This window comes from Pseudomonas sp. MDT1-16, assembly GCF_054898115.1.
Window position 1 is genome coordinate 1,282,418 of sequence record NZ_CM142717.1, and the last position, 25,897, is coordinate 1,308,314.

Genomic DNA, 25,897 nt, shown 5'->3' on the forward strand with positions numbered 1-25,897 from the left:
CTTGTAGGTGGTAGTGATCTCGCTTGGCAAAGGGGGTATCTGGCCAGTATTGCGACGCAAAAACGGGGACTACAAGCGAACATAATTCGCTATGTCAGTCCCTGATCGTAGTTTGCTTCTCAGGAAAGGTTCGCCAGGCATGCCTCAAGGATATCCAACCCTTCCTCCAGCACTGCCGCCTCGGTGGTCAACGGTGCCAGAAGCCGAATGATGTGCCGTGATTTGCCGCTGGGCATCAGCAGCAAACCGGCGTCTCGTGCCAACGCCAGCAGCTGCGTCAACTGCGCCGATGCCGGTGTGCCGTCGGCATTGATCAACTCGATGCCACGCATCGCGCCAACGCCGGTCAAGCGGCCCAGATATGGCGACAGCTTGCTGGTGCGCCAGGATTCGTAGCGGCTGACAATCGCTTCTTCCTGTTGTGCGCCCCAGGCTTGCAGGTGCGCGTCAGTCATTTCGTCCAGGGTCGCCAGCGCCGCGGCGCAGGCGATGGGATTGCCTGAATAGGTGCCGCCCAGCCCACCCTTTGGCAAGGTGTCGAGCAGCGGCTTGCGCCCGACAACCGCACCCAGCGGCACGCCGCCGGCAATGCTTTTGCCCAGCAGGATCAGGTCCGGCTCAATGCCCAGTCGCGAGAACGCAAAACGCTGGCCGGTGCGACCAAAGCCGGACTGGATTTCATCGGCAATCAGCAGAATGTTTTTTTCATCACAGAACCGCCGTAGCGCTTGAGCAAACTCCACGTCCATCGCCAGGAAGCCGGCCTCACCCTGCACTGGTTCGACGATAAAACAGGCGATGTCGTCGACGTCGATCTCGACGCTGAATAGACGGTCCATGGCTTTCAGGGCCTCGGCGCAGGTCACGTCGTTGTCGTTGCTCGGGAAGGGCAGGTGAAACACCGGCCCCGGCAGCACACCGACTTTCTGTTTGTAAGGCGCGACTTTACCGTTGAGGTTGAGGGTGGCGAGCGTGCGGCCGTGGAAGGCCCCGTCGAAGGCGATGACGGCTGTGCGGCCGGTCGCGCCACGGACGATTTTCAGGGCGTTTTCCGCCGCTTCCGCACCGCTGTTGGTGAGCATGCCGCTGACCGGGTAATCCACCGGAATAAACGCGATCAGACGATCCATCAGCTCGAGGTAGGGCGCATGCGGGGCGGCGTTGAATGCGTAGTGGGTCAGGCGAGTCGCTTGTTCGCGAATGGCCTCGACGATGCGCGGATGGCAATGGCCGAGGTTCAGCACCCCGATACCACCGACGAAGTCGATGTAGCGTTTGCCATCGGTGTCCCAGACCTCGGCATTTTTGCCGTGGCTGAGCGTGACGGGATGAACGATGTTGATCGACCGGCTGATGGTTTCGCTGCTCATGGATACCTGACTCAGAAGAAGGGATGCTTCTTTTTATCTAAGCCGTGAGCAGCGGTGCCCGGCAAACGAAATAAAGTTGCCGGGTCAATCTTAAAAGTCGGGATGTGTTGGGTGGGCGTGGAATCAGCGGCGAGTCAGCGGCTGCCGAGTGAACTTCACTCCGGCCAAACCATGAGCAATCAATGCGCGGATATTGCCGTGGTCGCTGCCTTCAGGCGTGGCCAGCACCGAGCGGTAATGCTCGCCGAACGCCAACAGCGCTTCTTCATCGCTCAAGCCTTCCAGCAGCGCCAGACCCAGGGTCTTGCACGAGCCTTCGTTCTGCCCGGCAGCGTTTTCCACGCCGCCGTTGTTGAAGGCCTGTGGCTGGTAGTCGTAACCAGTGGCGATGAACGCCAGGGTGTCGGCAAAAACGTGTTCGCCGCTCTTGAGTCCGGTGCGCAGGGTGTTCAAATCACTCATTGGGCTTTCCTTTGGCGAACGCCGCCTGTTGTTCGGCGTTGGCTTCTTGCTGGTAGTGGGCTTTCCACTCGGCGTACGGCATGCCGTAAACCACTTCGCGGGCGTCATCGAGGCTGACCTCGATCTGGCGTTCGTCGGCAGCGGCCTTGTACCACTTGGACAAGCAGTTGCGGCAGAAACCGGAGAGGTTCATCAGGTCGATGTTCTGCACATCCTTGCGGCTGTCCAGGTGGGCGACCAACCGGCGAAAGGCGGCGGCTTCGAGTTCCAGGCGTTGTTGATCGTTCATGGCGGGGCTCTGTGCATTCAAATCGTGGCGCGGATGATAAAAGTCTGACGAACAATGCGCCAGACGCGCTTAGCGGCTCGCCGCGAGGGTAATCGACACCGACTCGGCAAAACGCAGGGCGTGAGGCTTATCGACTTCGACCTCGGCGTACAGCACCGATTCGTTGGCCATGACCAGATCGAGAATTTCCTGAGTCAGGCGCTCAAGCAGAGCGAACCGATTGCCTTCCACGTGGGCGATGATCGCCTTGGTGATGGTGCGGTAATTCAGCGCGTGATCGATGTCGTTGTCACGCACCGCTTCCTGAGCGGCATACAGGATGGTCAGGTTGATCAGCACATCCTGCTTGTTGAGGATTTCATCCTCGTTGATGCCGATGAAGGTGCGCAGGCACAGGTCCTTGACCCGGATGCGCGCCATTCCTGGTTGAAGTTGTGGCATTGCTACTTGCTCCGTCCAATCAATTGCAGGAACTCCTGGCGGGTGTTGCTCGATTCGCGGAAGGCGCCGAGCATCACCGAGGTGTTCATGGTCGAATTCTGTTTCTCGACGCCGCGCATCATCATGCACATGTGCTTGGCTTCGATGACCACCGCGACGCCCGCCGCGCCGGTCACTTGCTGCACCGCGTCGGCGATTTGCCGAGTGAGGTTTTCCTGGATCTGCAGGCGACGGGCGAACATGTCCACCAGTCGCGCAATCTTCGACAGGCCCAGCACCTTGCCCGTTGGAATATAAGCCACATGCGCCTTGCCGATGAAGGGCAGTATGTGATGTTCGCAGAGCGAGTACAGCTCGATGTTGTCGACGATGATCATTTCATCGTTGTCGGAAGCGAACAGCGCGCCGTTGACGATCTCTTCGACGCTTTGCTCGTAACCATGGCAGAGGTACTGCATGGCTTTCGCCGCGCGAGCCGGGGTGTCGAGCAGGCCCTCGCGGTCGGGGTTTTCACCGAGGCCGATGAGGATCTCGCGATAGCTCTGGGACAGGGAGTTCTGGGGCAGGGATAACGTCATGGAACATCCTCGCGGGGCCGCTTATTTGATGTGCCGCCCGCCGTTGACGGTCAGGGTCGTGCCGGTGACATAAGGGTTGTCGAGCAAATAGCGCAAGCTCTGGTAGATCACTTCGCTGCCGGGTTCGATACCCAGCGCGGACTTGGCCAGTGCCTTGGCGCGGTACGCCGCATCGTCGTCAGGATTGAACAGTAGCAGGGCTGGCGCGATGCCGTTGACCTTGATCGTTGGCGCATATTTCGCGGCGAAGGACAGGGTCAGGCTGTCGAGCCCGGCTTTGCTGGCACAGTAGCCAATGTGCTTGCTGCTGCCCTTGCGGGTCACGTCGTCGCCGATGTGCACGATGTCGGCGGGGCTTGAGCGTTGCAGCAAGTCGGCACAGTGCAGGTTGATCAGGTAAGGCGCCAGCATGTGCACGCTGAACATGCGAGTGAAGGCCGCGGCGTCGGAGTCCGGGGTTTCGGCCAGCCATTCGGAGGCGTTATGGACGATCGCCCGCAGGCTGTCGGTGTGGTTTTTCAGTTCGCTGATGAACGCGAAGATCCCGGCTTCAGTGGAGAAGTCTGCAAACACCGCGGTCGCCCCCAAGTCGCGCAGGGTTTGCACGCCGGGCCGTTCACTGCGGTAGCTGAAGATCACCGGCTGGCCATCCTCGAGCAAACGCTGCGCGCAGTGCAGGCCAACACGTTGGCCGGCACCGGTGATAAGGATTGGGGCTGCGGAAGAGGTCATGAACGGCTCGCATCGCGGTAAGAGCAAAACTATACCAGCGACGGGAGGCGTACACCTATTGTGGTGGCAGGCTTAGCGATTCTGCGTTGAAGGCTCGGCGGGCGGTGGCCGTTGCGGCGTGGTGTTCAGCCAGCTGGCCAGCAGGCGGGTCGACAGCGGAATGAAGAAGTAGACCATCAGCGGAGTCAGGCACAAGGTGCTGATGAGCACCCGGCTCAGCAGTCCCATTTCGTTCAGCAACGGCCCCAGGACGAAGTTGAACAGCAGGGAAACCGGAAAGAACGCCAACCAGATCGCCACGGCCTGTTTCCAGCGTGGTGGGCGCTGGCCGGCCGCACCGAACCAGCCTTCGATGCCGCTGACCCGATGTTCCGTTGGATGGGCGAACAAGTCGCTGCCGCGTCCGAGCCAGGCGGTGCGCGACACAGAATGCTCCCAGGCGTGCAGAGTCTGCTCATCGGCGAAGCGGAAAATAATCTGGAATTCGTCATCGTCGGGCGGCGGAGCGAGCACGCCAGAGCCGAGATAGCCGTGGAAGTCGGTGGCCAGTTGTTCGCCTTCGCGCAACCAGGCGATCAGGTCCTGATAACGCCCATTGGCGACGCGGCGCGCAACCATCAGTGTGACGGGTGAGGTAGACATTGTGCATCTCCGTATAACGAACACGTCGCTCCGGGTAGGAGTTTCGCCAGGCGCAGCGCCGGGGTGGTGGGCTGCGTCTTAGAACAAGCAAGGATTATTCCTGATTCTGCCGAGTACGTCAGTGATATTCATTGCCATTAACGTCTTGAATGGTGCGGGGGAAGGTGAGATAGAATGGGATCCAATTTATACATGGACGTTGAGTTATAAAATGCCTGTCCTGACTGACGTTGTCCCGGGATTGCAGCCCGGTCTTCCTCTTGAGCAGGAAGAGCTGTTTCCGATTCGCGAAGTGGCGCGCCTGACCGGGGTCAACCCGGTCACGCTACGTGCATGGGAACGCCGCTATGGGCTGATACAGCCCGCGCGCACCGAAAGTGGGCACAGACTGTATTCGATGACCGATATCGATCGTGTCCGCAGCATCCTTGGCTGGATCGAACGCGGCGTTGCTGTCAGTAAAGTCGGCAAGATCCTGGCCAGGATTGCACCGCTTCAGGCGCTGTCGCACATCATCCCGAATGAACTCGTGCAAGCTGACTACACGCAATGGCAGCAACAAGTTCAGGTGGTGGTGAATGTCTTTGACGAGGTTCAACTGGAGCAGGTCTATGGACAGATCTTTTCCAGTTACTCTCTGACTGTCGTGTTTCAGGACATTCTGCTTCCACTCTGGAAGCAATTGCTGCAGCGCCATGACGCGTTCGGTCAGACCAGTGAGTGGCTTTTCCTGGATGGTTTTCTGCGCTCTCGAGTGTTGCAGCGCCTACTGCTGGTGCGTGTCATGCAGCCGCGACGGGTGATTGTCTGCGCCCTGAACGATCAGTGTCGTGAACTCGAACTGCTGGTAACGGCGCTGTTGCTGAGCAGTGTCGATTCGGCCATTCAAGTGCTGGCTGTCGGTCAGCCATTGGCCGAACTGACCCTGGTCTGCGAGAAGGTCAAGCCCCAGGCGCTGGTGCTGGTTTCCAATCACGCGCCTGCGCTCGAGTTGCCACGGCGTTTGAATCGCCTGGCCTTGAGCCTGGATTGTCAGTTGATGCTGGCGGGGGATGCGTCCGATCTGGTGCAGGAGAACCTGGCTGGATCGTCGATTGGTTGTCTGGGTAACGAAGGAATGGTGATGCGTCAGCGTCTGAAACAGTTCCTGGCAGGCAACCTGGATACTTGATCAGAGATGCATGGCCGGATGCGTCAGCCGATGCTGCTGAAGAATGTATTGGCGTAGACGCTCGGTTTCGTCCTTATCATCCTGATTCAACTGATAGGCATAGAAGCCGTTCCCGGTTTCTTTTTCGAAGGAGCCGCGCAAAGCAATACGCTCATAGCCTGACGGGCTGAACCACAAGGCGAAATGTTTTGGCGGTTTGGTCTTGTTGCGAACTTCCACCAAAACCCCTTTGAACGACACTTCGTGCACCCACATCGTACCGGGTTGGCCACTGGCATTCTCCAGTGCGACCGGTTCTTCGAGTACCAGGCGCCATGGCCGGACCATCGGTCCGTCTTCATAAATGCTGGGGACGCCGAGGCGTAAATGCATCGCGTGAAACTCGTCTTCCACCAAGTGCAGCGGGAAGGTCATTTGCTGATTTTCGAAGTTGGCCTGGAGGGTGACTTGCTCATGAGCGGCAAGGCGCGTGAGCAAATCACGGATCTGTGAACCACCGTTGACGAGCAGGCTCGACGTCGCATCCCGCACATTGAGTTGCGGGTTGTGTTGCATGGTCTGGATAAAATCCAGCTCATCCTGGGTCAGGAGTGTGTCGCGTTGCATGATCTGCTCGACAGAATTAGTTACAAAGTCACCGGTGATTGTAGTTAATGACAATCAATTCTTTGTTTTGTTTTCGCCGTTCGTCGCTTTTAGTGCAGCAAGCTCGGCCTGGACCTCGGTCAATTGAGTTTCCAGCTGCGCGACTCTCTGCTGCGCCTTGACCTGAACGGTAACGTCTTTCTGCACACCGACAAAATAAGTCTGCCCGTCGCTCGGGTTCTTCACCGTCGAAAGGGACAGCTCGTTCCAGAACGGCGTACCGTCCTTACGGTAATTCCTGAGGATTTCCCGGCAGGAACCGCCACTGCTCAACGCCTTGCGAATCAACGGGAGAGCGTCCTGGTCACGGTCTCCGGACTGAAGAAAACGGCAATCCTGGTAGAGGATTTCTTCGCTGGCGTAACCCGTCAGGCGTTCGAATGCCGGGTTGACGTAAATCAGGATGTTGTCCTGCTCGCCTTCCTTTTCGGCGATCACGATGCCGTCGTTGGAAGCGTTGATCACCATTTGCAGCAGTTGGGCGTTAATCATCGGAGAATCCTTTCCAATTTGATTGTGGATGCATTTTAAAAGAACACTGAGCACTGTCTACTGGCCATCAGCGTTAGTTGAGAATCAATCGCAGCTTTTTTGCCACGGCTGTTAATATCCCCGTCTTTTTACTCAGCTTCAGGATCAGATTGATGAAAGTCGCCATCCTTTCCGGCTCGGTGTACGGCACGGCTGAAGAAGTCGCCCGCCATGCCGCTAACATTTTGAAAGCCGCGGGTTTCGACGCCTGGCACAACCCGCGTGCGAGCCTCGCCGATGTTCAGGCCTTTGGCCCAGAAGCCTTCCTGGCAGTGACCTCGACCACTGGCATGGGCGAGTTGCCGGACAACCTGCAGCCGTTGTATTCCGCCATTCGTGACCAGTTACCGGCTACCTGGCGTGGCTTGCCGGGCGCTGTGATTGGTCTGGGCGATGCGAGTTACGGCGACACGTTTTGCGGCGGCGGCGAGTTGATGCGCGAATTATTCGGCGAACTGGGCCTACGTGAAGTCCTGCCCATGCTGCGCTTGGACGCCAGTGAAAGCGTGACGCCGGAAACCGACGCCGAGCCTTGGCTAGCGGAGCTGGTCAGCGCTCTGCGGAGCTGACCGGACGGACGCTCGCGCAGCCAGGTGAGCCAGGCTTGGGCGGCTTTTGACAGGTACGCGCCCTGGCGCCAGATGAAGGCGATGTCCCAACGCAGATAGCTCGGCGCGTTCAAGGTCAGGCGCACCACGCCTGGCCGCACCAAGCCCGCGAGCCACCACGCGGGGCAACAACACCACACCTTGGCCGGCGGCCACCAGCGCCGCGAGAAACTCGGCCTGGCCGCTGCGGCCGCCTTCCTTGGGCGTAAACCCCAGCTGCTGGCAGGCTTGCAGCAAAAGCAGTTCGTTGCGCAGCCGCAACATGCCTTCGGCCCGTTGCAGAACCACGCTGCCAGCAGCGGTCAGGCGGAGCTGCGAACCCAGTCGCATGGCGCCGGGGTCAGTCGAGCGCATGAAGTGGGAGGTGAGGAGGGCTCGGTGGCGGGGTTAGTCATGGTTCTGACGGGGCTGCTGAACCTGTTCGCCGCACCGTTATTGGCGGCAGTACTTTGACGTGGATCCAGCGTCGTTGGCGTACTGACTCGCTAGGCCATCAAGCTGGCTGCCAATGCAACTACACGATTCCGGGGGCGTGACTAGACTGCTGTAACGTCGGTAAACAATAGAAACCCCAAGAATAAAAATTAGAGGTTCCTTGCCGTGAACGTAACCCCCGCCCAATCACCTCACAGTGTCAAAGACCAGGTCAGCGCCGCCGAATGGCTGACCCGCGTCGACCTCGCTGCCTGCTATCGTCTGGTCGCCTTGCATGGCTGGGATGATCTGATTTTCACCCACATATCGGCCAAGGTGCCCGGTACCGAAGACTTTCTGATCAACCCGTTCGGGTTAATGTTCCACGAGATCACCGCGTCGAGCCTGGTCAAGGTCGATCAGGCCGGCCACAAGCTGATGGACAGCCCGTTCGAGATCAACCCGGCGGGCTACACCATCCACAGCGCGGTGCACGAGGTTCGTCACGATGTCGTCTGCGTGCTGCACACTCATACCGCGGCGGGTGTCGCAGTTTCGGCGCAGAAACAAGGCATTTTGCCGATCAGTCAACAGTCGTTGTTTGTCCTGTCCAGCCTGGCTTATCACGCCTACGAAGGTGTTGCGCTAAACCATGAAGAGAAGGCGCGACTGCAAGCAGACCTCGGCGAAAACAATTTCCTGATGCTGCACAACCATGGTCTGTTGACCTGTGGCGCGACCATCGCCGACACGTTCCTGATGATGTTTACCTTCCAGCGTGCCTGCGATATCCAGGTGCTGGCGCAGAACGGTGGCGCCGAACTGATCGCCATCGAACCGCAGATTCTGGCGGGCGCCAAGGCGATGATCGCCGGCGTCACCAAAAGCGCTCAAGGGATGGGCGGCGCCCTGGCCTGGCCAGCGCTGCTGCGCAAACTCGATAAACAAGACCCAGGTTATAAACGCTAATGCCTCTCGCCGAGATCCCCCTGAGTGTCTGGCGCAAACGCGGTCAGACCTTCGTATTCCGTGGCCAGACCATCCGTTACTGGACGGCGGGGCAGGGTGAGCCACTGTTGCTCATTCATGGCTTCCCCACCGCCAGTTGGGACTGGCATTTCCTGTGGCAGCCGCTGACCCAGCGCTATCGGGTGATTGCCTGCGACATGCTCGGCTTCGGTGATTCCGCCAAACCGGTGGACCACGAATACAGCCTGCTGGAGCAAGCCGATCTGCAACAGGCCTTGCTGGCCCACGTGAACGTCGAGCAGCCGGTGCACCTGTTGGCCCACGATTATGGCGACAGCGTGGCCCAGGAACTGTTGGCCCGGCATTACGAAGCGCGCATTCATGTCGCCAGCTGTGTGTTCCTCAATGGCGGCCTCTTTCCCGAAACCCATCGCCCGATACTGATGCAAAAACTCCTGCTCAGCCCCTTGGGGTGGATGATCGGGCGAGCCTTTTCCCGTGACGGTCTGGTGAGGAGTTTCCGACAGATCTTCGGTCCGCAGAGCCGTCCCACCGAGAGCGAAATGGATGATTTCTGGAGCCTGATCGAGAGCAATCACGGGCCACGGATCATGCACAAATTGATTGCCTACATCCCTGAGCGGCGTGCCCAGCGTGAGCGTTGGGTCGCAGCCATGCAGCGTGGTGAAGTGCAGTTGCGGGTGATCGATGGTGAAGTCGATCCGATCTCCGGCGCGCACATGGTCGAGCGCTACCGGGAACTGATCCCGAATCCGGACACGGTCTTGTTGCCCGGTATTGGCCACTACCCTCAGACCGAGGCGCCGGGACAGGTGCTCAAGCACTATCTGGTGTTTCGCGATCAGCTGGTTTCGCCGCCGCGCAGGGCCGCCTGCTCCTGATTATCCCCCTGCCTTATTGCGCACCATTCAGCCTCACCCCAGTTCATTGTGACCCGCATCGCCGTGCCTGACACTCGGACTCATTGTCCCCTGGCCTGCTGGAGTCCCCCAATGAATGAGTCTGTGCGCTTCGAAGATAAAGTGGTGATCATCACGGGTGCAGGCGGCGGCCTGGGCCGGGCGCACGCGCTGCTGTTCGCCAAACAGGGCGCCAAGGTGCTGGTCAACGATCTCGGCGGCTCGGCTCAAGGCGAAGGTGCAAACGCATCGTCGGCAGACCGAGTGGTGGCCGAAATTCGCGAGGCAGGCGGCATCGCCGAGGCCAACCATGACTCCGTCACCGACGGCGACAAAATCGTTCAGCACGCCCTCGACGCTTTTGGCCGTGTCGATGTGGTGGTCAACAACGCCGGGATTCTGCGGGACAAGACCTTCCACAAAATGGACGACGGCGACTGGGACCTGGTTTACCGCGTCCACGTCGAAGGCGCCTACAAAGTCACCCGCGCCGCCTGGCCGCACCTGCGCGAGCAAAACTACGGCCGCATCATCTTCACCGCTTCGACCTCGGGCATTTACGGCAACTTCGGCCAGTCCAACTACGGCATGGCCAAACTCGGCCTCTACGGCCTGACCCGCACTCTGGCCATCGAAGGCCGCAAGCACAACATCCTGGTCAACGCCATCGCCCCCACCGGCGGCACCCGCATGACCGAAGGCCTGATCCCGCCGCAAGTCTTTGAACAACTCAAACCTGAACTGGTCAGCCCGCTCGTGGTGTACCTCGCCAGCGAGAACTGCCAGGAAACCTCCGGGTTGTTTGAAGTCGGCGGCGGCTGGATGGGCAAGGTCCGCTGGGAACGAAGCCTGGGTGCCGGGTTCGATCCGCGGGTTGGTTTCTCTCCGGAAGAGGTGGCGGCGCATTGGCAGCAGATCTGCGATTTCGAAGGCGCAGTGCATCCAAAGGACAACATTGAAGCGCTGAAGGAAATGATGGCTAATTTGCAGAAGTATTCGCTTTAAGCCTTGTGCCATGAGTCGCAGGGACGCGGCTTGGGACCAATGGAGTTTCAGACCTGCGTTTTGTCTGTGACGAACTCAGTCGGATAGTCGCCTACAAAAATAGCCGCTGAAAATGCAGCGGCTGAAGTCGGGTTTGCACTTGGTTTGAATAGTCATCGCGTTTATTTATTATTCGGTTTTGAAACCCGGCTTTCCGTTTTTAGCTCGCCAGGCTTTTACTTTTTTAATGATGGCTTCGGGGGTGGAGTCTTCGTCTGAGTCTGCGTAGTAAATTAAGTCAGAACCGTCTGGATGCTCTGTCAGCTCCTCAAACAAAAGTACTGCGGCTATTTGTTCTTTTTCAGTCGGGTATTCCGATCTGCAGATTTCAGTTAAAAATTCAAGAAATTCTTCTTCGGTGTATTCGGAAATGTTGCTCATATCAGTTTCCTCCTTTGTGTAGTTCGGAGTGTCGTTTGGGAGTGACAATTCGGATGTTTTCGATATCGTAGATCTCGCCGCCTCTAGAAACACGGTTCAGATGGTGTAACTCAAATTTTACTTTGCCACCTGACCTGTCGTCTTTTCGCGAAAAAGGGGCTCTTCCGTTTTTCATTTCTTGAATATTGTTGGCAGTAAACTGTTTGGATAACTCAGAATCGGCAGTTGCAGCTCTCCAGAGAGCCTCTCTAAAAGCACTGAAACTCGAAAAGTTCTGTCCTCGAAGTTTATCCGCAATCTAAGGAGCTTCAAATGTCTGACTTATTGTCAACCTTAATTGCTGGGGCGCTTCGCGTGATTACAGAACTATGTAGTCGGTTTCCGAGAAGTGTGTAGGTGGTAGGAAGTCTCGCGAGTTTGCATAAAGACTGGCGGTGAATGTGCAGTATAAGAAGCAAGCACGAATGCTTGCTTCTTTATTTGGATTACTGTGCTTCAGGTTTGAAGCCTGGTTTACCGTTGGCTGCTCGCCATTGTTTGATGGCCTTTAGTGCGCCGGCAGGGCCGTCTTCAACACCCTCCTCTGGATAATATAAAATATCGGTGCCGTTTGGGTGTTCTGAAGTGCTTACGATGTTGTCCACAAAAGCATCGTGCTCTTTCTCTGATGAGAACCTCCCCTGGAACAAACGATTCATAACATTCAGGTATTCGGACTCTGTGTAATATTCATATCTGTCTTTAAGTGTCATTTTCACATTTCTCCTTTTTTGGAGTGGGCTTCGATGTGCTGCTTTGGTGTCAGCATACGAAGATTGTCTATATCGTAGACTGCGCGGCCTTCGCTGATAGGTTTTACGTGGTGTATCTCAAATTTTTTCCGTCTGCCCACTTGTTCCGAAGACTTGGCAGTTGGTGATAAGCCATCTCTCAAATCAACTTTATTGAGTGGAGAGAACTGTCCATTCAAAGTTCTCTCACTTGCTACTGTCTTCCAAAATACTCTGCGAAACGCTTTGAAGCTCGAAAACTCCCGCCCCCGAAGTTTATCCGCAATCTGCTTGGGAATCGGCGCACCTCCCAGCGTTGAGGCTGCACCCAACCAATTTCCTGAAACCGACTGTCCGGAGCCACTGGCAATACCGGGTTCGCTCCGCCGATCCCTGAACATCGTGAACGTCGGAGGGATTCCCGAATCCGCCGGGAAAACGGTGATGAAGCCACCAAAACTGTAAAGATCCAGCTCCGGGTGTGTATCTATCCTTCCTTCAAGGGCCGTTAAGGTAGTTCCGTCGTAAACGACAATGTTCGGCTCCCTCGGCGGGAGACTGGTTGACGCGTTGTTTGGCTTTACAATCGGCGTCCATGTCATACCGATGGGCGGGGCGTCTGGGTTGTAGGATCTGTAGGCGTTGACACTTGGATCGTAGGTGGCGAGTCGCACCGGTATTTTGCCAGGCACCGTAGTGCCGTTTTCAGCGGCAACCACAAACTCCGTTGTGTTCCCAACGGTTCTGTAGCCAATAGCTATCGGCAATTCGATTTCACCGTTGGCCTCGCCAATAGGGCGCAGGGTATTGAGATCGGTGGGTATGAGATCCGCGAGTGGGACGCTCAAGGCGTGGAGAGAATCAGGCTCGTATTCCGAGAGCGAGAGGCTCCAGGCATGGAGATTGTCGGGTGCCAGATCCGAGAGTGGGACGTTCAATTGACGGAGATCACCGTTACCCAATGGCGAGGGGAACAGCAGCGCCGCGAATCCGACGATTACCGGGCTGGCCGCCGCGGTACCTGCCGTAATCACGGCGGCTACTCCGGTTTGCAGAGCCGCCCTGATTGCCTGGGTAGTGGCTGCACTGGTGGCGAGACGACCGGTTGCCAAGGTGAACACCGGACCAGCTGCTACGGCCGAGCCTGATACGGGAAACGGCCGACTGGTTTTGGCGACTTCCCATGACTCGAACATCGCAACCATCGCATTTAGTCTTGCGAGCTCTTCCGCCCGTTTTTTAGCATTGACCTCCTCTCGCTCTTTCGTCTCTTGCGCTTCGAGGCGTACTCGTTCTTCGGCGATGTACCGAGCGGCAGCCTCAGCGGCAATCCGGGATTGCTCGGCGGCCAATCGCTCGGCTTCTGCCAGTGCTGCTAACCGGGTCTGCTCTTGGGCATGGGCCAGTGCTTCAGCTTCCGCCCTGATGCGTGCCTGTTCAGCCGCAACACGTTGGGCTTCATGTTCCGCTGCCAATCGCGCCTGCTCAGCGGCCTGCATGACACTGAGGGCGTTCTGCAGATTGGCGGTTCGCTGGTTGAGCGACTGGATAGTTTTGAGACAGCAACCTGGCTTCGATCGCGGCTCTGAGTGATTGATTCAAGGCCTGCATGGCAATGCCATTGGGTCCCGGCCACTTCTCCATTTTCGTGGCTTTGATCATGAATTCATTAATATGCCGATTAAATGGATCGCCTCCATAAAACGCGTTGGCGGTGGATGTATTACTGTGGAACTCTACGGTCTTACGTTGTGTAAGTTTATTCAGTACCCCTAATTCCCGGACGACTGATTGCAAAGGTGGAGCTGGATCCGTTGGACCTTCAAATCGGGTCGCTGCCAGTTCTGCTTCGATGGTTTGCGGTAGTTGGCTGGATCTGGTCTGATATTCCTGCTCCAGAACTTTGGTTGTGGCTTTTACTGCATTTTGATTTTGATAATAGATCGGCACACCTCGACCGAATGGACCGTCTTTCGGCGTGTTGGATGTCCGAGGTGCGGGCATCATGTGATCGGGTGCAATTCCTATTATCTCGACAGGCGTATCGATTCTAAGAACTGGTCTGGATTGATCTGTTGGCCGTGGTGGCTTTGGCATATTCATATCCTTTTGAATGTGCTTAATGTTTTAAAAAGAGCGAATTTTTGGCTAACCATTATGAGGAGGAGTGCCAGCTCTTGCTTCGTGCTATTTAAAGTTACAGCAGAAGGGAATACCATGGGTCTGAGAGGTCTGTGGGGCGTTACATATAAGATTGAGGGAGGTTTCTATTGGGCATGAATAACGGCAGAATTATCTTTTGAGTAAAAAGATATTTCTTATGCCCTTATCGGAAACATCTGTAGGGCTGTCTTAAACAAAAGTTGCTCTTCGCCCCCATCACAAAACCATCACCCATAAAAAAGGCCGCTGCAAAAGCAGCGGCCAAAGTAAGACGATTGATCAAGGAGCAATAAATCAACGTCAGTGAACACGGGGGCGATGAGTCGAAAATCTTCAATTCATCTGAAATCTGTCGCCAATGGTGTGGACGGGTCACTTGCGATTGCTTTTGCTTTCAGGCCGTTTGCCGTGAAAGCCCGGCAAGAATAAGCGGTTGAGCTCAAAGGAAAAATAGCCATTCATGACATGAACTCTTGCAGCTTGAGTAACAGTGGCGGCAGGCGTCGCCAACACGCCATGCGTTGCGTTGATAACCCCCCATCCAGCCCATCCATAACCCGCGAAAAACACCGTCCCATGCGGGTATTCATCCTTTGGAGGTACATCGCGAATACCTCCTTGGTGCGCTTATCGCTCCCAACGTGCGGCAGTAGGGTGGGGCCTTCTGTCACTCACCGGGGAAGACGCATGACAAAAACAACAATGCGCGCCATCTTCAAACCGCAGGCGCTGGCCGCCGCGGTGGCCTTGGGTTGCTGTGCCCAGGCGCAGGCTGTTTCATTCAACATTGGCGAAATCGAGGGGACATTTGACTCTTCGCTGTCCATCGGCGCGAGCTGGGGCATGCGCGATGCCGACAAATCCCTGGTGGGCACGGTCAATGGCGGGACCGGCCAGTCTTCGACCGGGGATGACGGGCGGCAGAACTTCAAGAAGGGCGAAACCTTCTCCAAGATCTTCAAGGGTATTCACGACCTCGAACTGAAGTACGGCGACACCGGGGTGTTCGTGCGTGGCAAGTACTGGTACGACTTCGAACTCAAGGACGAGGACCGCGAGTTCAAACCGATCAGTGACAGCGGTCGTAAAGAAGGCGCCAAGTCCTCCGGTGCGCAGCTTCTCGACGCCTTCGTCTATCACAACTATTCCATCGCCGGTCTGCCAGGCACTGTGCGCGCCGGCAAGCAGGTGGTCAGCTGGGGTGAAAGTACCTTCATCGGCAACTCGATCAACAGCATCAACCCGATCGACGTGTCAGCGTTCCGCCGACCTGGTGCCGAAATCAAGGAAGGCCTGATTCCGGTGAACATGCTGTTCGCCTCTCAAAGCCTGACCGGCCAACTCTCGGTGGAAGGTTTCTATCAACTGGAGTGGGATCAGACCGTTCTCGATAACTGCGGCACCTTCTTCGGCGTCGATGTGGCGGCCGACGGCTGCAACAAGAATTACACCGTTGCCAGCCCGGCGATCGCACCGTTGCAACCGATCGCTGCAGCGTTTGGCCAAGGCTTCGAGGTCAGCAGGGAAGGCGTGATCGTCCCGCGCGGTGGTGACCGCGATGCCCGCGACTCCGGGCAGTGGGGGACGGCACTGCGCTGGCTCGGGGACGACACAGAGTACGGTCTGTACTTCATGAACTATCACAGCCGTACCCCGACGGTCGGCACCACCACTGCCGGCCTGACAACGCTGGCACGGATCCCGGCCATCGTCGGCACCGCCAACAGGATCGCGCCGGGCACCGGTTCGGCACTGGCCCAGAGCGTGATGCTCGGTCGCGGCCAGTATTACCTTGAGTACCCGGAAGACATTCGTCTCTACGGCGCGAGCTTTTCCACCACCTTGCCCACCGGCACGGCGTGGACCGGCGAGATCAGCTATCGCCCCAACGCTCCAGTGCAAGTCAGCACCAACGACCTGACCCTGGCGTTGCTCAACCCGATCGCAGGCGGCGCGGTATCGCCTATCGCTACCACGCCAGGTGCTGACAACAAAGGCTACCGCCGCAAGGAAGTGACCCAGATCCAGAGCACCCTGACGCACTTCGTCGACCAAGTGCTGGGTGCCCAACGGCTGACACTGGTCGGCGAGGCGGCGGTGGTGCGAGTCGGTGGTCTGGAGTCGCGAACCAAACTGCGTTACGGCCGAGACTCGGTCTATGGCCAGTACGGTTTTGGCGGTGATACCGACGGTTTTGTCACCTCGACCTCCTGGGGCTACCGCGCCCGCGCGATCCTCGACTACAACAACGTCATCGCCGGGATCAACCTCAAGCCCAACCTGTCCTGGTCCCACGACGTCGCCGGCTACGGCCCCAACGGGCTGTTCAACGAAGGCGCCAAGGCGGTCAGCGTCGGCGTCGATGCCGACTACCGCAACACCTATACCGCGAGCCTCAGTTACACCGATTTCTTCGGCGGTGACTACAACACCCTGGAAGACCGCGACTTCCTGGCACTGAGCTTCGGTGCGAACTTCTGATCTGGCTGAGAAGGATGAATTTGATGCGCAAGATGATTCTGCAATGCGGTGCCCTGGCCCTGGCCCTGAGCCTGTTGGCTGCCAACGTGATGGCGACGGTGTCGCCGGAAGAAGCGAACAAACTCGGCACCAGCCTTACGCCGTTGGGCGGCGAGAAGGCCGGCAATGCCGATGGCTCGATCCCGGCCTGGACCGGAGGCATCCCGAAAAACGCCGGTGCCGTGGACAGTAAAGGTTTCCTGGCTGACCCGTTTGCCAATGAAAAGCCGCTGTTTACCATCACCGCGGCGACGGTCGACAAATATAAGGACAAGCTCTCCGATGGCCAGATAGCGATGTTCAAGCGCTACCCCGAGACCTACAAGATCCCCGTTTATCCAACCCACCGTACCGTGGCCGTACCACCGGAGATTTACGAATCGGCCAAGCGATCTGCGCTGAACGTGAACAGTATCAACGACGGTAACGGCCTGGCCAATTTCACCGGTAATCGCTACTACGCTTTTCCGATTCCGAAGAACGGCGTCGAAGTGATCTGGAACCACGTCACCCGTTATCACGGCGGCAATTTGCGTCGCACCATCACCCAGGCGACCCCGCAGTCCAATGGCGATTTTACCGTGATCCGCTTCAAGGATGAGGTCGCGGTGCCTTCGCTGCTGGGGGATTTGAAACCGGGCAGCGACGAAAACGTCCTCAGCTATTTCAAGCAGGAAGTGACGGCGCCTGCGCGCCTGGCGGGTAACGTGTTGCTGGTTCACGAGACCCTCGATCAGGTCAACGAACCGCGCAAGGCCTGGATTTACAACGCGGGCCAGCGACGTGTGCGCCGTGCGCCTCAAGTGGCCTATGACGGCGTGGGGACCTCGTCCGACGGGCTGCGCACCACCGACAACTTCGACATGTTTTCCGGCGCACCGGATCGCTACGACTGGAAGCTGGTCGGCAAGAAAGAAATGTACATCCCTTACAACAGCTACAAACTCGACTCGCCCAACCTCAAATACACCGATGTGATCAAGGCCGGGCATATCAATCAAGACCTGACGCGCTACGAGTTGCACCGGGTATGGGAGGTCGTCGCCACGGTCAAGCCCAACGAGCGGCACGTGTACGCCAAGCGTCACATGTACATCGACGAAGACAGTTGGCAGGTGGCACTGGCCGATCATTACGACGGTCGCGGTCAGCTATGGCGTGTGGCCGAAGGTCACGCTCAGTTCTATTACGACCACCAGGTGCCGGCCTATACGGTCGAGGCGCTGTATGACGTGATCGCCGGTCGTTACATCGCACTGGGGATGAAGAACGAGGAGAAACGCAGCTTCGAATTCAACATTGACGCGAAAGCGGGGGACTACACGCCGGCAGCCCTGCGGAGTACGGGAGTGAGGTAATCGTCCTACAGGCTCCTGCACACAAAGGTGACCCTGCGGTCACCTTTTTTATAGGCGCAAATCAGTGCGCTGAATACTTCTTCAACAAGCTGTGTGGAGAGGACTAGGGTGGCGCCACAACAATAAAAAGGCGCACCACTATGACCGCCATGGCCCCGTGTCTGGACCGTCCTGGACTCTTGCCCCGTTTGTCTTGCCACCACCTGTCTCGCAAACGGTTGATCGAGCCGCTACTGACCTCGACCGCGCGGGTGAAATTGCTTTGTGCTCCGGCCGGCAGTGGCAAGAGTGGGCTGCTCATCGAATGTCTGTTGCAGGCGCCCGATCAGTGTCAGGTCTGTTGGCTGCCGTTGGCAGGAACGTCGATGAATGCTGCCGAATTCCGGCAGCGGCTGGCACACGCGTTGGGATTGGCCTCGGCGGACGAATCCGCATTGCTGGCCTCTCTGGCTCAATTGCAAACGCCGACCTGGTTGTGCCTCGATGATTATTGCCGAACGCCCAACCCGGAGCTCGACCTTTTGCTCGACCGGTTGCTGGCCGTCAGTAGTCCGATGGTCACGTGGTGGCTGAGCGGTCGGCGCCGTCCGCAATGCAATTGGCCGCGCCTGTTACTTGCCGATGAACTTTACGACTGCGAGCGCGCCACGCTGGCCTTCACTGAAGCTGAAATCGCACAGCTGTTGCATCACCTGGCGTCGGAGCAGGCGGCGAAACGTGCCCGCAGGATCATCGAACTTACCGGTGGCTGGTGCGCGGGCGTGAGGATTGCGCTGCTGCAAAAATGCGACTGGTCGCGCAACGAGCAACTGTACGGCCGTCCTGACACGTTGCACGCTTACCTCGAACACGAACTGTTTGGCATTCTGACCCCGGAGCTGACGGAAGCCTGGCGGGTGCTGGCACATCTGCCGCGGTTCAATGCCCGGCTGTGCGATCACCTGTTCGGTGCCGGTGAGGGCGCCCAGTACCTGAGCACGTTGCAGGCGTTGGGCTGCTTCATAGAGCCCTGGCAGGACTCGACCGACTGGGTGCAGATTTTTGCACCCCTCACGCAGTTGATGCGCGAGGAACAATGGCCGGCAAGGCGATCCTGGCATCGTCGCGCCTGTCAGTGGTTCGCCGCCGAACAGGACTGGAAAGCCGCGTTTGAACAAGCCTTGCTGGCCGAAGAGTTTGAGGTCGCGATCAGCCTGCTTCAGCATTTCAGTTTCGAGCACCTGTTCGAGGAGCAGACGGTGGTGCTCTTGTTGCGCCTGCATGAACAGCAGGGCGAGGCGCTGATGTTGGGCTCGCCGCAACTGGTGGGGCTGATCACCGCGGCGTTGTTGTTTGCCGGACGGTTCGAGCAAGCAGGCGAATGCATTGAGCATTTATCGCGTTTCATCCCCCAGCCGTCGACGTTGCATCAACGGCAACTGATCGCGCGTTGGCAGGCACTGCAGGGCTGGCTGCTGCATTTGCAGGGGCGCATGGAACCGTCGCGAGCGCATTTTCTGGAGGCGCTCGACGAACTAGGTCCGGGACTCTGGACCGCCCGATTGATGTGTCTGTCCGGCCTGACTCAGCAATCTCTGCTGCGGGGCGAGCTTGACGTTGCGCAGGCCATCAACCGTGAGGCGTTGTGCCTGGCGCGCGCACAAGGCTCGCTGGTGTTTGAAGGGCTACTGGAGCTTGATCATGCGCAATTGCTCGAGCAACGGGGGGCGCCCGGCAGGGCTGAACTCGTGCTGGCCAACATGCACGGCTTGCTCGTCCAGCAGCAACCGCTGGCCCAACCCTTGTTGGGACGGATTGCTTTGCGTCGGGGGCGGTTGTGCCTGTGTCAGGGGCGGGATGCCCAGGCGGCTGAACATTTCGAGAGTGGCCTGCAAATCTGCCTGCGCAGCCAGGACAAACGGGTGCTTTACGGATTCCTCGGTCTGGCGCAGTTGGCCGCCAATCGTCTCGACTACGCTCAGGCATTCGTCCTGCTGCGTGACGCCGAACGGTTGATGCAACAGCGACGGATTCCAGACACGGTCTACCGCGGACTCCTGCTGCACATCAGCAGCCATTTCTGGCTGCAGCAGGGCCGCCCGCAATTGGCTCATGAAGCCCTGACCCGGGTGCTGCGCCACTATCACGGCCCTCATGCACGTCAGGCGCCGCCGGCCACGCTGGAATTGATACCCGGCCTTGAATACCTGCTGGTACTGACCGAGGTTTACCTGAAACAGGCGCAAACTCCTGTGCAACAGCTTGAGTCCCGACTGCAGTGGGCCAGGCAGCGAGGGATGTCGGGGCTGGAAGCGCAATTGCACCTGGCGTTGGCCGAAGTTGCCTGGCTGAGGGGGGATACGCCCATGGCTCGCCAGGCGTTGCAGCAAGGATTGGCCCTGATCGAGCGCTGCAACCTTCAACAAACCTTGCGCGATCTTCAGTTGCGCCAGCCTCGACTGCCGGACGCTATCGGGCGTGCCGAGTCTGGTCACTCTCTCCAGCCGATGGCATCACTGCAGAACAGGTTGAGTCAGCGTGAAATAGAAGTCCTTGAGTTAGTGGCTCTGGGCAATTCCAATCAACAAATAGCTGATCAGTTGTTCATATCGTTACATACCGTAAAAACCCATGCGCGGCGAATTAATGGGAAGTTGGGCGTGGAACGTCGAACTCAAGCGGTGGCCAAGGCGAAAGTGTTGGGATTAGTTGTTTAAGGTGGAGGCGATCGTTTCGACGATTACGGCGTCGGCTCATGGCCCATCCGCCAACTCACGGCCCGCGTCGCCGCCAGCAACCGCTGCGCCGCCGGGCCGTTTTCGTCTGCGTGAAACAATGAGGCCGGGCCCACAATGGTCATGACCGCCGCGACATTCCCGACCGCATTGAAAACGGGAGCCGATAACGCATCGACCCCCGGCATCAGCAAACCATGCACGTGATGCAGACCGCGTTCGCGGATCTGTTCGCACAACGCTGCATAGGCTTGATCGTCCGACAGCGCATGGGTCGAGCTGCTTTGCAATTCCTGCTCGCGCAAGTCCACGGTTTCGCGTTTGGGCAAGTACGCGCCGAACACCAGCCCTGTTGATGAACTGAGCAATGGCAACACCGAGCCCAATTGCGTCACCACCGTCACCGCGCGGACTGCCGGTTCGATATGCACCACGGTTGCACCCTGATTGCCCCACACCGCCAAAAAGCAGGTTTCGTTCAGTTCATCGCGCAGCTCGGCCAGGGGCAGTGCGCCGACTTTCAGCACGTCCATACTGTTGAGTGCGGCGAGACCGACGCGCAAGGCCTCGCGGCCCAGACCGTAATGGTTGGTGGCAGCATTCTGTTCAGCAAAACCACTGGCAATCAGAGCCTGCAAATAACGATGTACCTTACTGGCCGGCATCTGTACGTGTTCGGCCAGGCGCGACAGTGAAGTCGATGGCGACAACTCCGCCAAGGCCTTGAGGATGTCGGTGCCGACCTCGGCCGAGCGGACTTTCTGTTTATCGTTGCTGCGCGGCGTTTCCATGGAGGCGGTCTGATCCCGGGACGAATGGGCGTCTTTATAGCTTGACGGTCAATACCAATCAAATTACGTTATGCGTAATCGAATTACGATAAAAATAACCCAGGCGTGCCGAGACCTCTCAAGCGGAGCGACAGGCCATTGCCTACTCCCTGTTCAGGAGGCTCCATGAACCTCGATTCAACGGCGCCCGCGCTGGCTTATCAGTCCGGCTTCGGCAACGAATTCAGCAGCGAAGCGTTGCTCGGCGCACTGCCCGTCGGCCAGAACTCCCCACAAAAGTCCCCGTACGGTCTCTACACCGAGCTGTTCTCCGGCACGGCGTTCACTGTGCCTCGCAGCGAAGCGCGGCGCACCTGGATGTACCGCATTCAGCCATCGGCCAATCACCCTGCATTCGTCAAACTGGATCGGCAACTGGCTGGCGGCCCGTTGGGTGAAGTGACCCCCAATCGCCTGCGCTGGAACCCGCTGGATGTTCCGAGCGAACCCACCGATTTCATCGACGGGCTGGTGAGCATGGCCGCCAACTCGGGGGCGGAAAAACCGGCCGGGATCAGCATCTATAGCTACCGCGCCAACCGCTCCATGGAGCGCGTGTTTTTCAACGCTGACGGCGAACTGTTGCTGGTGCCGGAACTGGGGCGTCTGCGCATCGCCACCGAATTGGGCGTGCTTGAATTGGAGCCGCTGGAAATCGCCGTGCTGCCACGCGGTCTGAAATTTCGCGTTGAACTGCTCGACCCGCAAGCCCGCGGCTACCTCGCCGAAAACCACGGTGCGCCATTGCGCCTGCCGGACCTGGGGCCGATCGGCAGCAACGGCCTGGCCAACGCACGGGACTTCCTGACGCCGGTCGCCCATTACGAAAACCTCAAACAACCGACCACGCTGGTGCAGAAATTCCTCGGTCAGTTGTGGGGCTGCGAACTCGATCATTCGCCGCTGAACGTGGTCGCCTGGCATGGCAATAACGTGCCGTACAAATATGACCTGCGTCGTTTCAATACCATCGGCACGGTCAGCTTCGATCACCCGGATCCGTCGATCTTCACCGTCCTGACCTCGCCAACCAGCGTCCACGGCCTGGCCAATCTGGACTTCGTGATCTTCCCGCCACGCTGGATGGTGGCCGAGAAAACCTTCCGACCACCGTGGTTCCACCGCAACCTGATGAACGAATTCATGGGCCTGATCAAGGGCGAATACGACGCCAAGGCCGAAGGCTTCGTGCCCGGCGGCGCGTCGTTGCACAGCTGCATGAGCGCCCACGGCCCGGACGGCGAAACCTGCACCAAAGCGATCAACGCCGAGCTTTCGCCAGCGAAAATCGACAACACCATGGCCTTTATGTTCGAGACCAGCCAGGTGCTGCGCCCGAGCCGTTTCGCGCTGGATTGCCCGCAACTGCAAAACAACTACGATGCCTGTTGGGCCACGCTGCCCGCCACTTTCGACCCGACCCGGAGATAACCCATGACTCAGACTTCCATCACTCGTAGCTGGGTTGCCTCCGCCAACGGCCATACCGATTTCCCGCTGCAAAACCTGCCGCTGGGTGTGTTCAGCGTGAAGGGCTCCGCACCCCGTAGCGGCGTGGCCCTCGGCGAACACATCTTTGACCTCGAAGCAGCACTGGACGCCGGTTTGTTCGACGGCGTCGCGAAAACTGCCGTCGAAGCCACCCGTGGCGGTCAGCTGAACGCGTTTTTCGAACTCGGCCGCGAGGCTCGCGTTGCCCTGCGCGAACGCTTGATCGAACTGTTCAAAGAAGGCAGCACCCTGCACGGCAAGATCGAAGCCCAAGGCGCAAAACTGCTGCCACTGGCGGCGAATTGCGAGATGCACTTGCCGGCGAAAATCAACGACTACACCGACTTCTACGTTGGCATCGAGCACGCGCAGAACGTCGGCAAACTGTTCCGTCCGGACAACCCGTTGCTGCCGAACTACAAATACGTGCCAATCGGTTATCACGGTCGTGCCTCGACCATTCGCCCGTCCGGCACTGACGTTCGTCGTCCGAAAGGCCAGACCCTGCCAGCCGGCCAAACCGAGCCAACCTTTGGCCCGTGCGCACGCCTGGATTACGAGCTGGAACTGGGGATCTGGATCGGTCAGGGCAACGACATGGGCGACTCAATCGCCATCGGTGATGCCGCCGATCACATCGCCGGTTTCTGCCTGCTCAACGACTGGTCCGCGCGCGACATCCAGGCCTGGGAATACCAGCCGCTGGGGCCGTTCCTGTCGAAAAGCTTTATCACCAGCATCTCGCCGTGGGTGGTGACTGCCGAAGCGCTGGAGCCGTTCCGTCGTGCTCAACCGGCACGTCCGGAAGGCGATCCGCAGCCGCTGCCGTACCTGCTCGACAAGCGCGATCAGGCCGCTGGCGCCTTCGACATCGAACTGGAAGTGCTGCTGCTCACCGAAACCATGCGCGAGCAGAACCTGCCGGCCCATCGCCTGACCCTGAGCAACACCCAACACATGTACTGGACCGTGGCGCAGATGGTCGCGCACCACAGCGTCAACGGCTGCCAGTTGCAGGCCGGCGACCTGTTCGGTTCGGGCACTTTGTCGGGCCCGCAAAACGGTCAGTTCGGCAGCCTGCTGGAAATCACCGAGGGCGGTAAAAAGCCGATCGAACTGGCGTCGGGCGAGGTGCGTAAGTTCCTTGAGGACGGCGACGAAATCATCCTGCGCGCTCGTTGCATTCGCGACGGTTTTGCCTCCATCGGTTTTGGTGAATGCCGCGGTAAAGTGCTGCCGGCGCGCTAAGAGGATCGGGTCATGGAACTCTATACCTACTACCGTTCGACGTCGTCCTATCGGGTGCGTATCGCGCTGGCGCTCAAGGGGCTGGATTACCAGGCGCTGCCGATCAACCTGATCGCGCCGCCAGGTGGCGAGCATCGACAGCCGCCGTATCTCGCCGTTAACCCGCAAGGTCGAGTGCCGGCCTTGCGCACTGACGACGGTGAGCTGTTGATCCAGTCACCGGCGATCATCGAGTACCTGGAGGAACGTTATCCACAGGTGCCGCTGCTGTCCAAAGACCTCGCCGCTCGCGCCCACGAGCGTGGCGTGGCGGCGGTGATTGGTTGCGATGTGCATCCGCTGCACAACGTCAGCGTGCTCAATAAGCTGCGGCAATTGGGGCACGATGAGTCGCACGTGGTGGAGTGGATCGGGCACTGGATCAGCCAAGGGTTGGCGACGGTGGAGCAGTTGATCGGCGATGACGGGTATTGCTTTGGTCCGACGCCAGGGCTGGCGGATACCTACCTCATCCCGCAGTTGTATGCGGCGGAGCGCTTCAGCCTTTCACTTGAGGCGTATCCGCGGATTCGTCGAGTGGCGGCGTTGGCGGCCACACATCCGGCGTTCATCAAGGCGCATCCGGCGAACCAGCCAGACACTCCTTAACACCTCCCACAAGGATGTGTGGTTAGTGGACGATGGAGTTTGGCGGCAGGTGCCCCAGCCGCTCAGTCAGGCGAATCCGCTGAATAGGGTCGTCACTGAGCAGCAACGCATGCTCCAGGTCAAAGCGCTCGGCGTTCGGGCAGTCCAGCCGTTGATAGAGACTGGCCCGGGCCAGGTAGTCGGCGGCGTTGGCGTTGCCCAGCTCCAGCACCCGTTCGGCGTCGATCAGGGCGTCGATGTAGTCATCGTGAGAAAGGTGTAACTGACGCAGATTGCGCGACAGCCGCTGCAGCATTTGCACCGGCTCGGCGGTGAGCAAATGCTCGGCGCTGAGCTTCATGTTCGGGCCGTACTGGCGTTGCAGCAGTTCCCGGCAATCGTTGGGGTACAAACGACGTCCACCGCAGGGATCAAGCAAGTGATCGGCGCCCGGAACTCGCAGCAGGAAATGCCCGGGGAAGTTGACTCCGACCAAGGGGATCTCCAGACCTCTGGCCAGTTCCAGGGCAATCAACCCCAGACTCAGCGGCTGCCCACGCCGGCGTTCCAGCACGTGATTGATCAGCGCGACGTGCGCACGCGATGGCGTGAAGTCGTCCTGGGCAAATCCCAGGTCATTCATACGACGTAACAACGGCTGGGCCAGTTCGCTCACCGGCAGCATCGGCAAGCCATAGCTGACGCGCTGTTGCAGGTCCTTGAAGTCTTTCAGCGCCGCCTCGGGATCTACCTCACTGTCGTGTTCGGCGGCAACCCACAGCGCCGCCTCGAATAGCGCGGGCGGTGTTCGTTGCAAGCAGTCGAAGAAGCGTTGGCGCGGCGTCATCAAAATCTCCGGGGAATGCCTCGTTTTAGCCCCGTCTTGGGCATTCGTCCAGTGCCGCACACAGGTGCATTCAGGTTATGTCCGAAAGTCTGCATGGCGACGACGCTTATTCCCGTGCGCTTCTGCAATTTT

General features: G+C 58.6%; 27 protein-coding genes and 2 pseudogenes. 12 read left to right on the top strand and 17 right to left on the bottom strand.

The genetic code is table 11. From position 1 onward, the window contains the following. Positions 1 to 119 precede the first annotated feature (119 nt). The 7 genes from ACYZT3_RS05690 to ACYZT3_RS05720 all read right to left on the bottom strand — a co-directional run bounded on the left by ACYZT3_RS05690 (position 120) and on the right by ACYZT3_RS05720 (position 4,514). Positions 120 to 1,370 carry a 2-aminoadipate transaminase gene (locus ACYZT3_RS05690; protein WP_462031675.1) on the bottom strand — a complete coding sequence of 417 codons (1,251 nt, stop codon included), beginning with the start codon at positions 1,368 to 1,370 and terminating at the stop codon, positions 120 to 122. A gap of 123 nt (positions 1,371 to 1,493) precedes the next feature. Then, entirely contained in the window at positions 1,494 to 1,832 is a 339-nt protein-coding gene (locus tag ACYZT3_RS05695; protein WP_282375139.1) for a HopJ type III effector protein, read from the bottom strand. Next, positions 1,825 to 2,121 carry a DUF1244 domain-containing protein gene (locus tag ACYZT3_RS05700; protein WP_282375140.1) on the bottom strand — a complete coding sequence of 99 codons (297 nt, stop codon included), beginning with the start codon at positions 2,119 to 2,121 and terminating at the stop codon, positions 1,825 to 1,827. The genes ACYZT3_RS05695 and ACYZT3_RS05700 overlap by 8 nt, the downstream gene beginning before the upstream one ends. Positions 2,122 to 2,190: 69 nt before the next feature. Continuing rightward, positions 2,191 to 2,562, bottom strand: coding sequence for a dihydroneopterin triphosphate 2'-epimerase (gene folX, locus ACYZT3_RS05705; protein ID WP_008026970.1), 372 nt, complete (start codon positions 2,560 to 2,562; stop codon positions 2,191 to 2,193). A 2-nt stretch (positions 2,563 to 2,564) separates the two neighbouring features. Beyond that, entirely contained in the window at positions 2,565 to 3,140 is a 576-nt protein-coding gene (gene folE, locus ACYZT3_RS05710) for a GTP cyclohydrolase I FolE (protein WP_282375142.1), read from the bottom strand. A gap of 21 nt (positions 3,141 to 3,161) precedes the next feature. Further along, positions 3,162 to 3,872 (bottom strand): dihydromonapterin reductase, encoded by a 711-nt coding sequence (gene folM / locus ACYZT3_RS05715; RefSeq protein WP_282375144.1) that lies wholly within the window; start codon positions 3,870 to 3,872, stop codon positions 3,162 to 3,164. Positions 3,873 to 3,944: 72 nt separating this feature from the next. Beyond that, on the bottom strand, positions 3,945 to 4,514 hold the full coding sequence (locus ACYZT3_RS05720; protein WP_282375146.1) for an antibiotic biosynthesis monooxygenase: 570 nt from the start codon (positions 4,512 to 4,514) through the stop codon (positions 3,945 to 3,947). A gap of 211 nt (positions 4,515 to 4,725) precedes the next feature. On the opposite strand from ACYZT3_RS05720, the gene ACYZT3_RS05725 reads away from it, so the two are divergent. Next, a complete protein-coding gene (locus tag ACYZT3_RS05725; RefSeq protein ID WP_462031676.1) occupies positions 4,726 to 5,685 on the top strand; it encodes a MerR family transcriptional regulator in 960 nt (319 codons plus the stop codon). Here ACYZT3_RS05725 and ACYZT3_RS05730 read toward each other — a convergent pair whose 3' ends face one another. Together ACYZT3_RS05730 and ACYZT3_RS05735 are read right to left on the bottom strand one after the other, a co-directional pair. Next, positions 5,686 to 6,291 (bottom strand): hypothetical protein, encoded by a 606-nt coding sequence (locus ACYZT3_RS05730; RefSeq protein ID WP_282375149.1) that lies wholly within the window; start codon positions 6,289 to 6,291, stop codon positions 5,686 to 5,688. A 54-nt stretch (positions 6,292 to 6,345) separates the two neighbouring features. Beyond that, positions 6,346 to 6,822 carry a PAS domain-containing protein gene (locus ACYZT3_RS05735; RefSeq protein WP_282375150.1) on the bottom strand — a complete coding sequence of 159 codons (477 nt, stop codon included), beginning with the start codon at positions 6,820 to 6,822 and terminating at the stop codon, positions 6,346 to 6,348. Between the two features lie 152 nt (positions 6,823 to 6,974). Between ACYZT3_RS05735 and ACYZT3_RS05740 the strand changes: the two genes are divergently transcribed. Further along, positions 6,975 to 7,430, top strand: a complete 456-nt coding sequence (locus tag ACYZT3_RS05740) for a flavodoxin (RefSeq protein ID WP_282375151.1) — start codon at positions 6,975 to 6,977, stop codon at positions 7,428 to 7,430. Between the two features lie 5 nt (positions 7,431 to 7,435). On the opposite strand, the pseudogene ACYZT3_RS05745 reads toward ACYZT3_RS05740, so the two are convergent. After that, positions 7,436 to 7,706: pseudogene (locus ACYZT3_RS05745) on the bottom strand (LysR substrate-binding domain-containing protein); the annotation flags it as partial. Between the two features lie 87 nt (positions 7,707 to 7,793). On the opposite strand from ACYZT3_RS05745, the pseudogene ACYZT3_RS05750 reads away from it, so the two are divergent. The 4 genes and pseudogenes from ACYZT3_RS05750 to ACYZT3_RS05765 form a co-directional block, all read left to right on the top strand. After that, positions 7,794 to 7,922: pseudogene (locus tag ACYZT3_RS05750) on the top strand (LrgB family protein); the annotation flags it as partial. A 147-nt stretch (positions 7,923 to 8,069) separates the two neighbouring features. After that, positions 8,070 to 8,852, top strand: a complete 783-nt coding sequence (locus tag ACYZT3_RS05755) for a class II aldolase/adducin family protein (RefSeq protein ID WP_462031677.1) — start codon at positions 8,070 to 8,072, stop codon at positions 8,850 to 8,852. Further along, positions 8,852 to 9,754, top strand: coding sequence for an alpha/beta fold hydrolase (locus tag ACYZT3_RS05760; protein ID WP_462031678.1), 903 nt, complete (start codon positions 8,852 to 8,854; stop codon positions 9,752 to 9,754). The genes ACYZT3_RS05755 and ACYZT3_RS05760 overlap by 1 nt, the downstream gene beginning before the upstream one ends. A 111-nt stretch (positions 9,755 to 9,865) precedes the next feature. Next, positions 9,866 to 10,777: an SDR family oxidoreductase gene (locus tag ACYZT3_RS05765; protein ID WP_462031679.1), complete on the top strand. Its 912-nt coding sequence runs from the start codon at positions 9,866 to 9,868 to the stop codon at positions 10,775 to 10,777. Between the two features lie 168 nt (positions 10,778 to 10,945). On the opposite strand, the gene ACYZT3_RS05770 is transcribed toward ACYZT3_RS05765, so the two are convergent. The 5 genes from ACYZT3_RS05770 to ACYZT3_RS05790 form a co-directional block, all read right to left on the bottom strand. Then, a complete protein-coding gene (locus ACYZT3_RS05770; RefSeq protein ID WP_462031680.1) occupies positions 10,946 to 11,197 on the bottom strand; it encodes a bacteriocin immunity protein in 252 nt (83 codons plus the stop codon). A 1-nt stretch (position 11,198) separates the two neighbouring features. After that, the gene (locus ACYZT3_RS05775; RefSeq protein ID WP_462032340.1) at positions 11,199 to 11,495 is read right to left on the bottom strand and encodes an HNH/ENDO VII family nuclease; all 297 of its coding nucleotides are present in this window, start codon (positions 11,493 to 11,495) and stop codon (positions 11,199 to 11,201) included. A 187-nt stretch (positions 11,496 to 11,682) separates the two neighbouring features. Then, the gene (locus ACYZT3_RS05780; RefSeq protein ID WP_462031681.1) at positions 11,683 to 11,949 is read right to left on the bottom strand and encodes a bacteriocin immunity protein; all 267 of its coding nucleotides are present in this window, start codon (positions 11,947 to 11,949) and stop codon (positions 11,683 to 11,685) included. A gap of 2 nt (positions 11,950 to 11,951) precedes the next feature. Then, positions 11,952 to 13,466 (bottom strand): S-type pyocin domain-containing protein, encoded by a 1,515-nt coding sequence (locus ACYZT3_RS05785; RefSeq protein WP_462031682.1) that lies wholly within the window; start codon positions 13,464 to 13,466, stop codon positions 11,952 to 11,954. Further along, complete coding sequence (locus tag ACYZT3_RS05790) at positions 13,453 to 14,064, bottom strand: hypothetical protein (RefSeq protein ID WP_462031683.1); 612 nt, start codon at positions 14,062 to 14,064, stop codon at positions 13,453 to 13,455. The genes ACYZT3_RS05785 and ACYZT3_RS05790 overlap by 14 nt, the downstream gene beginning before the upstream one ends. A gap of 753 nt (positions 14,065 to 14,817) precedes the next feature. Here ACYZT3_RS05790 and ACYZT3_RS05795 point away from each other — a divergent pair. The 3 genes from ACYZT3_RS05795 (at position 14,818) to ACYZT3_RS05805 (ending at position 20,704) form a co-directional block, all read left to right on the top strand. After that, positions 14,818 to 16,611, top strand: coding sequence for a DUF1302 domain-containing protein (locus tag ACYZT3_RS05795; protein WP_462031684.1), 1,794 nt, complete (start codon positions 14,818 to 14,820; stop codon positions 16,609 to 16,611). A 23-nt stretch (positions 16,612 to 16,634) separates the two neighbouring features. Continuing rightward, positions 16,635 to 18,008 (top strand): DUF1329 domain-containing protein, encoded by a 1,374-nt coding sequence (locus ACYZT3_RS05800; RefSeq protein ID WP_462031685.1) that lies wholly within the window; start codon positions 16,635 to 16,637, stop codon positions 18,006 to 18,008. A 140-nt stretch (positions 18,009 to 18,148) separates the two neighbouring features. Next, on the top strand, positions 18,149 to 20,704 hold the full coding sequence (locus ACYZT3_RS05805; protein ID WP_462031686.1) for a LuxR C-terminal-related transcriptional regulator: 2,556 nt from the start codon (positions 18,149 to 18,151) through the stop codon (positions 20,702 to 20,704). 23 nt (positions 20,705 to 20,727) lie between these two features. Here the strand turns inward: ACYZT3_RS05805 and ACYZT3_RS05810 are convergent, their stop codons facing one another. After that, the gene (locus ACYZT3_RS05810; RefSeq protein ID WP_282375164.1) at positions 20,728 to 21,513 is read right to left on the bottom strand and encodes an IclR family transcriptional regulator; all 786 of its coding nucleotides are present in this window, start codon (positions 21,511 to 21,513) and stop codon (positions 20,728 to 20,730) included. Positions 21,514 to 21,678: 165 nt separating this feature from the next. On the opposite strand from ACYZT3_RS05810, the gene hmgA reads away from it, so the two are divergent. The 3 genes from hmgA to maiA are packed head-to-tail and all read left to right on the top strand — an operon-like array spanning position 21,679 to position 24,939. Continuing rightward, positions 21,679 to 22,983, top strand: a complete 1,305-nt coding sequence (gene hmgA, locus ACYZT3_RS05815) for a homogentisate 1,2-dioxygenase (protein WP_462031687.1) — start codon at positions 21,679 to 21,681, stop codon at positions 22,981 to 22,983. A 3-nt stretch (positions 22,984 to 22,986) separates the two neighbouring features. Further along, the gene (gene fahA / locus ACYZT3_RS05820; RefSeq protein WP_282375166.1) at positions 22,987 to 24,291 is read left to right on the top strand and encodes a fumarylacetoacetase; all 1,305 of its coding nucleotides are present in this window, start codon (positions 22,987 to 22,989) and stop codon (positions 24,289 to 24,291) included. A gap of 12 nt (positions 24,292 to 24,303) precedes the next feature. Further along, a complete protein-coding gene (gene maiA, locus ACYZT3_RS05825; RefSeq protein WP_282375167.1) occupies positions 24,304 to 24,939 on the top strand; it encodes a maleylacetoacetate isomerase in 636 nt (211 codons plus the stop codon). A 22-nt stretch (positions 24,940 to 24,961) separates the two neighbouring features. Here maiA and ACYZT3_RS05830 read toward each other — a convergent pair whose 3' ends face one another. Beyond that, positions 24,962 to 25,765, bottom strand: a complete 804-nt coding sequence (locus ACYZT3_RS05830; RefSeq protein WP_282375168.1) for a SirB1 family protein — start codon at positions 25,763 to 25,765, stop codon at positions 24,962 to 24,964. Positions 25,766 to 25,897: the final 132 nt, after the last annotated feature.